General features: G+C 59.3%; 11 protein-coding genes and 2 pseudogenes. 5 read left to right on the top strand and 8 right to left on the bottom strand.

The genetic code is table 11. The features are described from left to right. The 4 genes and pseudogenes from QQM37_RS14525 to QQM37_RS07940 all read left to right on the top strand — a co-directional run. Positions 1-460: pseudogene (locus QQM37_RS14525) on the top strand (LGFP repeat-containing protein); the annotation flags it as partial. Then, positions 354-620 (top strand): annotated as a pseudogene (locus QQM37_RS14520) (hypothetical protein); the annotation flags it as partial. The pseudogenes QQM37_RS14525 and QQM37_RS14520, both read left to right, overlap by 107 nt. Positions 621-725: 105 nt before the next feature. Further along, a complete protein-coding gene (locus QQM37_RS07945; RefSeq protein ID WP_285726312.1) occupies positions 726-1,175 on the top strand; it encodes a M15 family metallopeptidase in 450 nt (149 codons plus the stop codon). Beyond that, positions 1,172-1,297 carry a hypothetical protein gene (locus tag QQM37_RS07940; RefSeq protein ID WP_285726310.1) on the top strand — a complete coding sequence of 42 codons (126 nt, stop codon included), beginning with the start codon at positions 1,172-1,174 and terminating at the stop codon, positions 1,295-1,297. The genes QQM37_RS07945 and QQM37_RS07940 overlap by 4 nt, the downstream gene beginning before the upstream one ends. Before the next feature lie 72 nt (positions 1,298-1,369). On the opposite strand, the gene QQM37_RS07935 is transcribed toward QQM37_RS07940, so the two are convergent. From QQM37_RS07935 to glf, 8 genes are all read right to left on the bottom strand, one after another. Further along, positions 1,370-3,082 (bottom strand): glycosyltransferase family 39 protein, encoded by a 1,713-nt coding sequence (locus QQM37_RS07935; RefSeq protein WP_285726308.1) that lies wholly within the window; start codon positions 3,080-3,082, stop codon positions 1,370-1,372. Between the two features lie 157 nt (positions 3,083-3,239). Continuing rightward, positions 3,240-3,659 (bottom strand): GtrA family protein, encoded by a 420-nt coding sequence (locus tag QQM37_RS07930; RefSeq protein ID WP_285726306.1) that lies wholly within the window; start codon positions 3,657-3,659, stop codon positions 3,240-3,242. After that, entirely contained in the window at positions 3,652-4,653 is a 1,002-nt protein-coding gene (locus QQM37_RS07925) for a glycosyltransferase family 2 protein (RefSeq protein WP_285726304.1), read from the bottom strand. The genes QQM37_RS07930 and QQM37_RS07925 overlap by 8 nt, the downstream gene beginning before the upstream one ends. Positions 4,654-4,794: 141 nt before the next feature. After that, the gene (locus tag QQM37_RS07920) at positions 4,795-6,753 is read right to left on the bottom strand and encodes a DUF6541 family protein (protein WP_337250245.1); all 1,959 of its coding nucleotides are present in this window, start codon (positions 6,751-6,753) and stop codon (positions 4,795-4,797) included. A 49-nt stretch (positions 6,754-6,802) separates the two neighbouring features. Then, positions 6,803-7,573, bottom strand: coding sequence for an ABC transporter ATP-binding protein (locus QQM37_RS07915; protein ID WP_285726300.1), 771 nt, complete (start codon positions 7,571-7,573; stop codon positions 6,803-6,805). After that, positions 7,573-8,427 carry an ABC transporter permease gene (locus QQM37_RS07910; RefSeq protein WP_285726316.1) on the bottom strand — a complete coding sequence of 285 codons (855 nt, stop codon included), beginning with the start codon at positions 8,425-8,427 and terminating at the stop codon, positions 7,573-7,575. The genes QQM37_RS07915 and QQM37_RS07910 overlap by 1 nt, the downstream gene beginning before the upstream one ends. Before the next feature lie 17 nt (positions 8,428-8,444). Beyond that, positions 8,445-10,448: a glycosyltransferase gene (locus QQM37_RS07905; RefSeq protein ID WP_285726298.1), complete on the bottom strand. Its 2,004-nt coding sequence runs from the start codon at positions 10,446-10,448 to the stop codon at positions 8,445-8,447. Next, positions 10,445-11,632 (bottom strand): UDP-galactopyranose mutase, encoded by a 1,188-nt coding sequence (gene glf, locus QQM37_RS07900; protein ID WP_285726296.1) that lies wholly within the window; start codon positions 11,630-11,632, stop codon positions 10,445-10,447. The genes QQM37_RS07905 and glf overlap by 4 nt, the downstream gene beginning before the upstream one ends. 183 nt (positions 11,633-11,815) lie before the next feature. On the opposite strand from glf, the gene QQM37_RS07895 reads away from it, so the two are divergent. Further along, complete coding sequence (locus tag QQM37_RS07895) at positions 11,816-12,874, top strand: hypothetical protein (RefSeq protein WP_285726294.1); 1,059 nt, start codon at positions 11,816-11,818, stop codon at positions 12,872-12,874. The last annotated feature ends 3 nt before the right edge of the window (positions 12,875-12,877 follow it).

The following is a 12,877-nucleotide window of genomic DNA, read 5'->3' as shown; positions in this document are numbered from 1 at the left end:
GCCGGAGGATTCAGACCCCACCTACACTCCGGATTGCGATGAGCCACATTTCCAGGGCGGCGCTATGTACTGGTCGGCGGCGAGCTCTGCCCATGCACTGTGGGGCGCAATCGGCATGCGCTGGTCCCAGCTGGGCTCGGAAGCAGGGCGCCTCGGATACCCACTGGAAGAGGAGCGATGCGGGCGAGTGGCAGGTGGATGCGTACAGGACTTCCAGAACGGGACTGTCTACTGGACGCCGGCCTATGGTGCCGTCCAGGTGTGGGGCTCTATCCGTAACGCCTGGGGTTCCTATGGTTGGGAAGGCGGCCGGTTGGGTTATCCGGTCTCACCCGAACGATGCGGTCGGGTTGATGGGGGATGTGTCCAAGATTTCAGCGGCAGGACAGTCTATTGGAGCCCAATCTACGGGGCACATCCCGTCCTCGGCGCCTTCCTTCAGCGCTGGGCCAGCCTGTCCTGGGAGTATGGAAGACTCGGGTACCCCACGGCAGACCAACGGTGCTCCCTACGGGGAGGGGTGCCTCCAGGCATTCAGCGGAAGCAAACTTTACTGGTCGCCCAACACTGCAGCAAATCCCGTCTGGGGTGCCATCGGCTCATATTGGGCGTCCTTCGGTTGGGAGAACGGCCCCTTCGGGTACCCGATCACAGGTGAGACGTGCAACGGACCCTGTGTGCAGGACTTTTGGGGCGGTCGCATTACCTGGAATCCAACAGCACCCATGTCGTATTCGCTCTGGGATTGGAACCCACTGATCTTGGTCAATAAGCAGAAACCACTCAGCCCGCTGTCCTACGCACCACAGTCACTGGTCGGCATCGGTTCACAGCAGCTCCGGGCGGACGCAGCCAACTCCCTGCAAAAAATGATCACCGACGCTGCGGGCGGAGGCATCACCATCACCGCCGTCAGCGGATACCGATCCTACGGGGACCAATACTCCCTCTACTGGTCCTATGTCGCACAGTACGGCCAGTCGACCGCTGACAGCATCTCGGCCCGACCTGGCTTCAGCGAACACCAGTCAGGACTGGCCGTGGACATCGGAAACCCTAACGGAGCCTGCGGCCTCCAGTCCTGCTTCAGGTACACGCCAGCGGGCACATTCGCCGCGGACAACGCCTGGAAGTATGGCTTCGTCGTCAGGTATCCAGATGGCACCCTGGCGTGACGGGTTACTCCTACGAACCCTGGCATCTTCGTTACGTCGGCACGGAAGTGGCGACCAACATGCACAAGTGGAGCGTCCCGACCCTGGAGCAGTACTTCACGGTGGCATCGGCGCCTGGATAGTGAGATGCCATCGCGACCGACGGCATCTCACCGGCGAACCGTCTCGAGAACTCACGCTCGCGCGGCAACGAATCAATTCGCTACAGCCTGGCCCCGAGACGTATCTGCAGTAGGTTTCAATCCCGCCCTGTGCCCTGAGCCCTGCTTCGGCCTGAGCGCATCCAGCGTCAGAGTGGCCAGCAGAATGAAATATGGTACGTACAGATACAAATACCGGGAACGCGTCTCAAAGAACAGCAGAAACAGTGTCAACGCAAGCAGCGACCACCGCATGATGGCAGCCGGTGAGGTGAGAAGCCGCGGAGTGCGCACCCGCAAGGGCACAGCTACCAGAATGAGCATGGCCAGCCAGCAGGACTGCCAAATACCCGTCGTCACAGCGTAGTTGTCTCCATTCCCCCACAGATAGCTCTGAATATCGCTGCTCAATGGATCCCGCACCGGGAAAGGATCCTTTTGCGCCAGGAGAGTTCCTTCACCCCAGGCGTGGAAGCTGCCGTCTCCAAAGGTCCAGACAGCTTTTCCATCGAGAAACTGGAGGTACCCGGGAAAACCCATCTGCACCACCCGCTGACCGTAAAGGTCCAGACCGTGCTGAAACCTTACTGCGGGATCGGAGATGGCAATCGTCGCATTAACATCCGACTGGGTGAATGCGCCCATCCCGGTGGCACCCATCGCCAGAAAATGAGTCCACGGCACGGCCCGGGTATTTTCGGCAACATTGAACCCGATGTAGGACTGCGACCTGATGTCGGCCCAGACTGCAGCGTTCATACCGACAAATCCAACCATCGTCGTCACCAGAACAACGACTACTACCTTCAATTTCTGACGACGTTGCGTTGTTCTGCCCAGCAGATACTGAAGCACGTACACACCGAGGATGGCGACACCAGCAAAAGCTGCGGTCGGCTTGAGATTGAATCCGACCGCAGTCACAGCACCAATCGCAATCCAGAGCAGGACCTTCCAATACCAATGCGTGACCCGAAGCGCTGTGAGATGGAGGTACAGCAGCAGCACGGGGAAAATAATTCCCAGCGTGTCCGAGTAAACGACAGGAATATAAGGAGAGAAGACGATGAATACAACGGCAGGAATGAGAGTGAAGACGGCCGCACCTTCGTGAAGAATCCGTCGAGCACACAAATAGACCAGGAGGACTGTAGCCGTCAGAACAACACAATTGAGAACAACAGCCGAATACAGCAGGCCATCGGGACCGATTCCCCACGCCAACATCGTTTGCGAGTATCGAGTGAGCGCAACGATCAGCATCAGATTGTTCGGGTACAGAGGGAAAAAATCATAAATCGTCCTCATGCTGCCATCGGCGACGCCGAACGCGCTCTCCTCAATCGCGCTCGCGTCCCATCCCGGGGCAACCTGCATCGCGAGACCGACCCGAAGCTGCACAACGAAGGCGATGACCAACGTTACGCACAAAAAGACTGGTCGAACCCAGCGCCGCCGACTCGCCAGCCATTCCCCCGCCGCCTGACACCAGCAATACAGCGGAGGCAGCACCAACAGTGCAACGATGGCGCCCAGGACGTTCAAGGCATAGTTATAGTTAGCGATTTCTTTCACTGGCCAGAAGAACACGCCCAGCAGAATAAATGCCAATATCCCACAAAAAATAAGGCCTGGAGCTGCGGTAAGACGGTGGTGCCGAATGGGCTCGGTTCGCCACCCCCGGACCCTTCTTACGAGTTCACGACAGACCTGAATGTTCGTCGGCAGACCCGCAACAATGATGAATGACACCAGGGCGACGATCACCTGAAAGATCCTTGAGGGAACTATCGAGGGGGCGATCCACGCAGCGAGCACCGCCACCGCCACTCCGTACGCCAACCACAACCAGCGCTTCCCGTACGTTGTACTGCTCCGTGGGGCTGAGGGCTTCTCCGAGAAGGCTCCACTCCACCGCTTCAGGTCATGCATGGGGAATCTCCGCCTGCTCGGCATCGTGCTGAAATACCCACATTCTCATCAACGTGAAAGTCAGAATGGCAACACAACCAATCGCACCGATCTGCACCAACAACTGCGGGTAATGCATGACATCGACAAATATCCAGAGGATGACAGCATTAAGCGTCATCCCGCCGAGGTTGACCACCAGGAATCTGAGGATTGCTCTCTTCTGACCACCCTGATGTCGAAACGTGAAGGAACGATTCCCGAAGAAACTGATGATCATCCCCACAACATAACTGAAAACCATCGCCGGGACGGCCGCAACCGCCAGCAGCGAGAGAAGGGCGAAGATTGAATACCCGACCACATTATTGAGAACACCGACGACGATAAACTTCCAGCCCGAAGAAGCCAGGCTCCTGAGCGACTTACTCATCCGAGATTTTCCGCTCCGCAACCGCGCTCTCCAACGTCGGTTGCCGCCGTCGACTGCCATATACAGCGCGGACCGCGTAGAGCGGGCGGTTCTGCACCTCGGTGTAGATCCTCCCGATGTATCCTCCAAGGATCCCCAGCATCATCAGTTGGAGACCCCCCACAAAGAGGACCGAAATGACGATGAACGTCCAGCCCTCGACCACTGCCGCCGGTACGAAGATTTTCATGAACAACGCGTATAGCACACCCAGAATGCTCAGCAGTGCGGTGAATATGCCCACTCTTGAGATGAGAGTCAGAGGAAAAGTGGAGAACCCAAAGATTCCATCCGCCGCCAGCTTAAGCATTTTTCGAAGTGGATAGCCTGTCTGGCCGGCGAGGCGCGCATCACGATCGAACAAGACCGCCGTTTGTCTGAACCCGACGTAACTGACCATCCCCCGAATGAACCGGTCGTGTTCTCGATACCTCTTGATCTCATCGACCACGGCCCGGTCAAGCAAACGAAAGTCACCAGTGTTAGGAGGTATGTCAATGGATGCGATCCGCTTCAGGAGCAAATAGAAGGCCCAGGCAGTGAATCTTTTGAAAGCCGAGTCCTTGCGGGTGCGCCGCTGAGCATAGACGACGTCAAAGCCAGCCTCCCACTGCGAGATCAGCTGCAGACTGACAGCGGGCGGATCCTGGAGGTCACTGTCCATGATGACGACAGCGTCCCCACTTGCGATATCGAGTCCTGCTGTCACGGCGACTTGATGGCCGTAGTTGCGAGGGAAGTCGACGACCAGGATGCGCGAATCTCTCACCTGCAGGGCAGACAGCAACTCCAGCGAGCTGTCAGTGCTGCCATCATTGATGAAGATGATCTCGGCATCATAAGGAACCTCTGAAAGAGTCCGCGAAATCGTCTCATAGAGCGTGGGGATGTTTCCGGACTCATTGTAGATGGGGAAGACATAGGAAATGGTCTTCCGGCCAGCATCAGGACTCACAACAGTTCATTTCTCAAAAATGGCAGCCCATAGCGGCCACCCGGACATTCAGCGTACGCTCAGATTAGCGCACCAGGCGCGGGGTTGCTCAACGTCATGGGACAACGGAGTGCCGTTGAATACGCTTAGAGACCGGGCCGGCTAGCCGCACGCAGTCAGTTTGAGAAGGCTTGCGCTCCCCTGCTGAAATTCGCTACGTGCTACCCCGGCAGCAACCAAGCCGCGCAAGCCCGGAGTCGGATGCGAACCGTTATTGACCTCCTGAGCCCCGAAATCCAGCACATAGGTGACGCCCAGCCTGCGGACCGCATTGCACACCTCTGGGTTGCTACCGGCATCAGCGAGATGATCCAGAATCAGCCGTACATCTGCCGTAGGCGGAACTGCCAGGATGTGATACTGCAACGGTTTCCTGTTGGCGATGGCAAAAACCAGGGAGCTGCCGTTACCCGGGTTTCCAGCCACGACAGCGCTGGATGGCACTAAGGAATCAACCTGCTGCAGGACCGCCACCTCATCCGTCGTGAGCAGCGGGGAACTCGCACTCAGCGCATAATTCTTCGACGCCTTCAGTACTTCGGCGTTCACACTGCCCAGTTGGCTTGCCGCCACGCCCAAGGCCGTCAGGACCACGGCGGTCGCGATCTTACGCGATGGCACCAGACGTAGGCCGGCCACAAACGCCTTCGCCCTGGGGCTGGCAAGGATCCAACTCGCAGTCCAGTAGACACCAGCGGAAGCCACTGGCACCAAGATGATCGGCAACAGCGCAGCCAGCCGATAGCTGTCGTTGTACCAGGGGCCAGTGATGATGTCACGAACTCTCCCCTGCTGAAAGGACGACACAACAACGAAAAGTCCCACAGCAACCACCAATTGGCCAAGGAGCCACCAGAGGCTCCTGCGCCGCCACAGGGTGAACAATCCCAGAAGAATCGCAGCTGCTCCCAGCAGATTGGGTGGCAGGCCCATCAGTGCACCGCTGGCCAACACTGCAGCGGCACCCAGTAGGGAATGAATGGGAGGCCAGAAGGCTGCTTCAGCAGGTGGACGGAGCAAGGTCCAGATCAGGATCATGCCGATGATGCCCATCACCACCACCACAGCACGTGCCCAGTGCAACCCGCTGGAAATACTCCAGGTCGCCCAGAACTCCCGCCAGCCGGCCACGATACGAAAGAGCGCAACGGGAGAAAGGAGCGCAAGAACCACCAAAAATCCGGTGGGATGGGCAAGCCCGAGCCCGGGGATCAGCAGTAGTAGAAGGAATCTGGCAAGGGGCACCGAAACGGTGGAATCGCCACATCCTATGGCACGCATGCCAGCCCATAAGGTGGCTGGAACCAGCGCATAGGCAAGAAGTGTTGGATACAGTACGCCAAAGTCGATCATCATGAGCGGAAACGTTCCAAATCCAGCGCTGAATACTCCTACGACTAGGGAAGAACCAAGATTGCGCGGGAGAAGCAACCTGCTGAACAGCATGCATCCCGACACCCAGATCACACTGCAGATCACCAGATTGCTGACGTTCACTGCCACCGGGATCGTCAGGTGACCAAGTTGCCCCACCAGGGAAACCACATCGTGCCAGGCCGCCGGGTAAAAACGCTCACCGGTCATGGACCCAAGGGTGAACGAGGATGCCTGGTTGGTGTCCCAGATGTATCGAACGGCGTTGAGGTGGAAGATGTTGTCAAAGGTCTGAGAGATGGCGCCGGGCGCGCCGACCGCTCTGACAAACTGAATGGCCATCAACACAGTGCCGAGGAGAACTCCGGCCAACGTCGCCCACCTGCGGTTTGGCCCGTGGGCCACCGTCCCAGAGACCGGTACCATCGCTCGAAAGAACCGGAGGATCAACGCACAGCACACCCCCGCGGCGGCAGTCGCTCCCAGTACCGGAAGAATCGACCATTGCCACCCCAGGAACCCTGACAGGATGGCCGCAAGCGAGATCAAGGACACTGACAGACCTGGCGCAAGTGCAAGAAGTTGCAAGCCACGAAGCTTGAGGACCCACCCTAAGACGAGACCAGGCACCAGAAAAACCGCAAGCGCCAATACCAGGCCCCACGCGGCCCAAAACCACTCCGCCATACCCTGCTCTCACCTTCCGGTGATTAAACCAATCGCTCCACGCCCGGACTTAATCATCACGTTCTGCGGAGCGTTTCCGGAGCTCCGCCACCACATCGTGAACCTCCCCGTCCATGACGATCTTGCCGCGCTCCAACAAAACACCACGCTCACAGACGGTGGCAACCAGGTCCAGATCGTGACTCACCACAAACAGGGTCTTTCCCCGCGCGGCCAGTTCCTTGATCTTCTGGATGCACTTGCGCTGGAAGGGCTCGTCCCCCACCGCAAGAATCTCGTCAATCAGGAAGATCTCGGGATCCGTATGCACCGCGATGGAAAAGGCCAGCCGCAGATACATTCCCGAGGAGTAGAACTTCACCTCGGTATCGATGAACTCGCCGATCTCGGAGAACTCCACAATGGAATCGAACCGTTCATCGATTTCCGCCCGGGACATGCCCAGGATGGCCCCGTTCAGGTAGACATTGTCCCGCCCGCTGAGATCGTGGTGGAAACCTGCGCCCACCTCAATGAGTCCGGCTACCCTACCCCGGGTCCGTACCGAACCGCCGTCGGGCTGGAGCACACCGGAGATCAGCTTCAGCAGCGTGGACTTCCCCGAGCCGTTGAGGCCCAGAAGCGCGACCGTCTCGCCTTGCGCAACATGCAGCGAGACACTGTCCAAGGCCTTGAATCGCTTGGAAATATCTCCCTTGCGGCCGCGTAGCAGCCAGACCACGGCCTCCTTGAGGGAGCGCGTGTGGCGGAGAATGAACTCCTTGACAATGTTCTCGACGATGATCGCGGTGGTCTCATTGACTGAAATAGGCTCTGTCATCAGAGTTCCTGCGCGAATCTCTTGGAGAGCTTGGCAAAGGTCGCCTGCCCAATCAACAGAACCAAAACGGTCACACCGAGTGCCACAGGCAACCAGAAGGTTTCCAGGCCGGGAATGGCTGCGGCAGAAGGCATACCGGCCTGGCTGTCGCTGAGTGTCGCACCCCAGAATCCGCGATGGAAAATCTCCACTGCGACCGTCATGGGATTCAGCTGATAGATCCAGAACGCTCCTCCCAGCACATGCTCCACCTGGCTCCAGAGGTACAACACCGGGGACAGCCAGGTGATCATCATGATCATCAGGTCCACCAGGTTCTCCGAATCACGGAAATAGACATTCACTGCCCCGAAAAACAGGCCCAGACCAATCGCCAGGACCGCCACCATGGCGAAGGCCAGGATGACCAGAAGGATCTGCACCAGGGAAGGATGCCAACCCGTGAGAAGGCACACCACCACCAGAATCAGCAGCTGCGGGAAAAAGTGGACCGCAGAGACCCAGACGTTGGCAACCGGGAACAACTCGCGCGGCAGATAGATTTTCCGAATCAGGTCACGGTTGTCCACGATGGAGCGGGTGGCATTTCCCAATGCTTCAGTGAAGAAGTTGACCAGCACGATTCCGGAAAACAGGTAGATCGGGAAATTAGGTGTGGATCCCTGAACACCCAGAAAAAGACCCAGTGCCACATAGAACACCAGAAATTGCGTCAATGGCCGCATATAAGACCAGACGATGCCCAGGACAGAGCCTCGGTACCTGACTTTGATTTCCTTGCGAACCAGAAGGTTCAGCAGAAACCTGTTCTTGTAGACATCCCGCAGACCCTTACCCCGCCCGGGAAACGTCATGGCTATGTCGTTCTGGCTCACAAAGTGTCCCGGGTATCGGCCTGGGTGTGCTCGGCAAAAGTCGATCGCCAGGCGTCGACAGAGGATATCCGGGGGGCTGCCTCGCGGTACCTCGCGACGAGCTGATCCCATTCCTTACGGATGCGCAGGTGCAGGCGAGCAGACTTGGCCAGCATCTCCCGTAGCTTCGCGGGATCACGCTGATACCAGGAAGCACCGGTGCCTTCTGCATTCGTCACCACGATGCTGTCGTACCCGGCTGTTCGCCACCATCGGTTATCACGGTGAGCCAGCACTGCCTGCGGATATTCAGTGCTGCTGGCCTCTGGCTGGCGCACCAACTGGCGAACCACCGTTTTGAGCGCCCAGGGAATCAGGTCCTTTTTAGCGGGGATGCCTGCCGCAACACTCCGGTGCGGGCCCCTGGACATCCGGGGATGCGGAAACTCGTCAATGTCTTCCTTGACCTGGGCATCCGGATACTGTGCACGCAGGGCGTTGATCTGCGGTAAACGCTCTGCCAGCAGACCATGCAGTTCCTCGGGGCCAGCCAGCAAGTCTTCCATGGCCATGATTCGCCCGTGCTCAGTGAAGTACTGCATGGAGATCAGGTGCTTGACGTCCTGCTGCACTGATTCTCTTGGCACACGTCCGCCTTGCGGGAAGGGAGAGTGAAGCAGTGCGGTAATGGTGCGGTTGCGCTCATGGAAATACGCTTGCCAGCCCACCAAGTCATCTTTGTCCGCCCAGGAAACATGCCACACCGCTGCCCCGGGCAGCGAGACCGTGGCAAAACCGGCTTCTTTGGCGCGAAGACCGTACTCGGCATCGTCCCATTTGATGAAGATCGGCAACGCCAGCCCGATCTCCCGGATCACTTCTGTGGGGATAAGACACATCCACCAACCGTTGTAGTCCACGTCGACACGACGATGCATCCAGGAAGTCTGTCGGAGGTTGACGACGCCAAACTCGTGGCGCAGCTCCATCTCTTCGTGGGGAAGAGCGGGCTGAACCCGGTACATGTCGACCACTTCACCGAAGGTATGCAACACCGTCCGGTTGTAGAGATCGAACATGTGCCCACCCACAAGGGTGGGTTTCCTGCAGTAGTCCGCAAACGTGACAAGTCGACGGATCGTCTCCGGCTCAATCACGATGTCGTCATCCATGATCAGCGCATAGTCGCTGCCGTTCTCCACGGCCTCGAACATGCCACGCGAAAAGCCGCCCGAGCCACCCAGATTGGTCTGGTCGATGATCCGCAGGCGTCCGCCGAATTGCTCAGCGATGGCGGCGAAGTCAGACTGCTCGGCCACCTTGTTGCTGCCCTGATCCACAATGATGAACTCCTTGATGGAGTCGAGTACATCCAGGTTCTCGGCCAGGCTACGAAGGTTGTTGAGGCAGTACTCGGGCTTGTTGAGCGTCGTGATCTCCAGGGTGACCTCGCTCGGGGTTGAGGAGCGGGGTGCATCCTGCGTTGTCCACTCGGCGCCTTCGAGGATCAGCTCTTCGTTCCCGGCAGCCAGGTCAAACCAGTACCAGCCACCGTCTCCGAAGGGCTTCAGGGTCAGGGCGAACGTGGTGGAAGCCTCTCCCGAGACCCTTTCACTGGCCACACGCTGCAGCGAGCCGCGCGCATTGGACTTATAGACCAGCACCGCGCCTTCGCCACGGGTCGTGACCGTCAAACGGATCTCCCGTACCGTGGTCCAACGACGCCAGTAACTGGCTGGGAACGCATTGAAGTAGGTTCCCAGCGACAGCCGGTCCCCTGCCTTGACTCGCAAGGACGTCCGGCTCAGCAGGTCCTCGCTATGAGCCTCCCGAGGGGTCGAGCTCAGCAAGCGGAGCTTGTCCTCGGGCTTCTTGGGCGAGCGGTAAAAGGTGTCGTCCTCGAGGAGCCGTACCCCATTGAGAGAGCCGGCATCGACGTAGAGCGGGATCGTGTCAACCTGACCGCCGGTGGGCAGGATGACCCGCTGGAGGACAGCCCATCCTTCGTCGACGACGCTCATGCGTCGACTCCACCGCTTTCCAGTTTGGCCCCACCGCTGAAGTGAGGCTTGATCTTGTTGTCATACATGCTCAGTGCCGAGCCAATCGCCATGTGCATGTCGAGGTACTTGTAGGTGCCCAGGCGGCCTCCGAACAGGACCATGTCCTCGGCCGCGGCGAGATCGCGGTACTTGAGGAGCTTCTCCCGGTCCTCGGAGGTGTTGATCGGGTAGTAGGGCTCGTCGCCCTTCTCGGCGAAGCGCGAGAACTCGCGCATGATGACCGTTTTCTCCTCCTGGTAGCCCCGCTCCGGGTGGAAATGGCGCGGCTCGATGATGCGGGTGAAGTTAACATCCTCGTCGTTGTAGTTGACGACGCTGGTGCCCTGGAAATCGCCCATCGGCAGGACTTCCTCTTCGAAGTCGATGGTCCGCCAGGACAGATCACCTTCCACGAAATCGAAGTAACGGTCCACCGGGCCGGTGTAGACCACGGGGATCTTCCCGACGACCTTGGACTTGGAGTATTCGTGGGAGTCATCGAAGAAATCGGTGTTCAGACGAACTTCGATGTTGGGATGGTCCGCCATTTTCTCGATCCACGCGGTGTAACCGTTCGTGGGCAGACCCTCGTACTTGTCGTTGAAGTACCGGTTGTCGTAGTTGTAGCGCACCGGGAGGCGGGCGATGATGCTCGCCGGCAGGTCCTTAGGATCCGTCTGCCACTGCTTGCCGGTGTAGTGCTTGATGAACGCCTCGTACAGAGGACGGCCGATCAACTGGATGCCCTTGTCGTTGAGGTTCTGGGGATCCGTGCCTGCGAGCTCGCCGGCCTGCTCCTGGATCAGAGCCTTCGCCTCACCCGGCGTCAGGTTGGCCCGGAAGAACTGGTTGATGGTCGCCAGGTTGATGGGGAGAGAGTAAACCTCGCCCTTGTGCACCCCGTAGACCTTGTGCACGTAATTGGTGAACGTGGTGAAGCGGTTGACATACTCCCAGACGCGCTCATTGGAGGTGTGGAAGAGGTGCGCACCGTAGCGGTGGACCTCGATCCCGGTCTCGGGCTCCGTCTCGCTGTAGGCATTTCCGCCGATATGGTGGCGGCGGTCCAGAACGACGACTTTCAGGCCAAGTTCGGTGGCGGCACGCTCCGCGATGGTCAGGCCGAAAAATCCGGACCCCACAACGACAAGATCAGCGTTCACAAAAACTCCCACTCACGGTTCAGTCACTCTCCGACGGGCACACTGGTAGCCCAGAATCGCTTCCAGACTACCGGATGGGCGCTCGGTCTCCGCTGTGTCACGCCCGGACGTCGTGCGAAGATCGAGCCACCAGGAAGAAGCATCCAGAAGACGGGAGAACACATGAGACTGGAGATCACGGTCATGCCATCTCCACTTCCGGGTGCAGAGGTTCAGGTCCAGGAACTCAGCCTTGACCTGCCCGCGCAATTCCCCGGTACCGACCTTCAGCTCTACCTCGACCGGCATCATGCGCCAACCCCGTATTTTGTGGGTTCCCGATCACTCGCCAGTTGCCTTGCAGGCGTTCCCCCACTCGTTAACGGCGCGCTGTTGTCCACGGTTCCTGTGCCCGTGCGTCCGACGTACATCGGCCCCGCACTGCTGGTCCGCTCGGGTCCGGATGCAGGGCGAATCGACCCGCTGCCCTTCGGCCTACACCGTCTGGGTGGTCCGGCAGCGGCGATCCCCCTCTCCGGCGTCTCGACGCTGCACCATGCCGATCTCCGCTCCGATCCCTCGGGCCTCTTCCTGATTCCTCGCATCGGTGCACTTCGCATCCTGGTGGAGGGCGACGTCTTGGCGGTACCCCCGCAACTCCTGGAAGTAGTTTTGATCGAGGAAGCAGCACCAGCCGGGCTACCGGCACAGGTCGCAGCGCACGATGCCGCCGGCTGCGTGCTCGCAGTCGCCTGCGGGATGCTCCCCCGGGTTTCACGGCCGGAATCAGTGACGCTCGGCCGCAGTCCGGACCTGGAAACCCCGGTCGGCGTCCCCTGGGCCTCGCTGGACGGACTCCACCTGGCGGGCGAGGAGCAGCAGATCCGGGGCATACTCCGGACCCTGATGAGCCAGCTCGTTTCTGCTGGATGCCGAGTCGAGCTCCGTAACCCCGATCCGACAGACCCAGCCCGATTTCTGCCCAGTGTGCGACTGATCCCGGCGTCGTACGGCTACGCGGTGGACATCTGGCGGCCGGACCATGTTGCAGGCGAAGCGTGCGCTCGCTGGACTGTGGGCGAGGGCACTACCCGTCCCACGACTCCCGACTCCACAGGTCAGGGCCCGACGCTGCAGTGTCAGGAGGGTCTGGCCACGCTCAGCCAGGACGGCCGGCACACAACGTTCGTCCCGGACACGGTCAGCGAGCGCAGTTTTGACCGCTTCGCTCGCGGTATGGCCCGGCTCCACGCCGCAGCCTAAAGC

The organism is Psychromicrobium xiongbiense, from assembly GCF_030271165.1.
GTDB lineage: Bacteria > Actinomycetota > Actinomycetes > Actinomycetales > Micrococcaceae > Renibacterium > Renibacterium xiongbiense.
This window is presented reverse-complemented; position numbering and strand designations above follow the sequence as displayed.

Coding starts and splice junctions, on each gene's coding strand:
- QQM37_RS07910 (WP_285726316.1), bottom strand. CDS start 8,427: ATGACGTTTCCCGGGCGGGGTAAGGGTCTGCGGGATGTCTACAAGAAC.
- QQM37_RS07915 (WP_285726300.1), bottom strand. CDS start 7,573: ATGACAGAGCCTATTTCAGTCAATGAGACCACCGCGATCATCGTCGAG.
- QQM37_RS07905 (WP_285726298.1), bottom strand. CDS start 10,448: ATGAGCGTCGTCGACGAAGGATGGGCTGTCCTCCAGCGGGTCATCCTG.
- QQM37_RS07895 (WP_285726294.1), top strand. CDS start 11,816: ATGCCATCTCCACTTCCGGGTGCAGAGGTTCAGGTCCAGGAACTCAGC.
- QQM37_RS07920 (WP_337250245.1), bottom strand. CDS start 6,753: ATGGCGGAGTGGTTTTGGGCCGCGTGGGGCCTGGTATTGGCGCTTGCG.
- QQM37_RS07930 (WP_285726306.1), bottom strand. CDS start 3,659: ATGAGTAAGTCGCTCAGGAGCCTGGCTTCTTCGGGCTGGAAGTTTATC.
- QQM37_RS07945 (WP_285726312.1), top strand. CDS start 726: ATGTCGTATTCGCTCTGGGATTGGAACCCACTGATCTTGGTCAATAAG.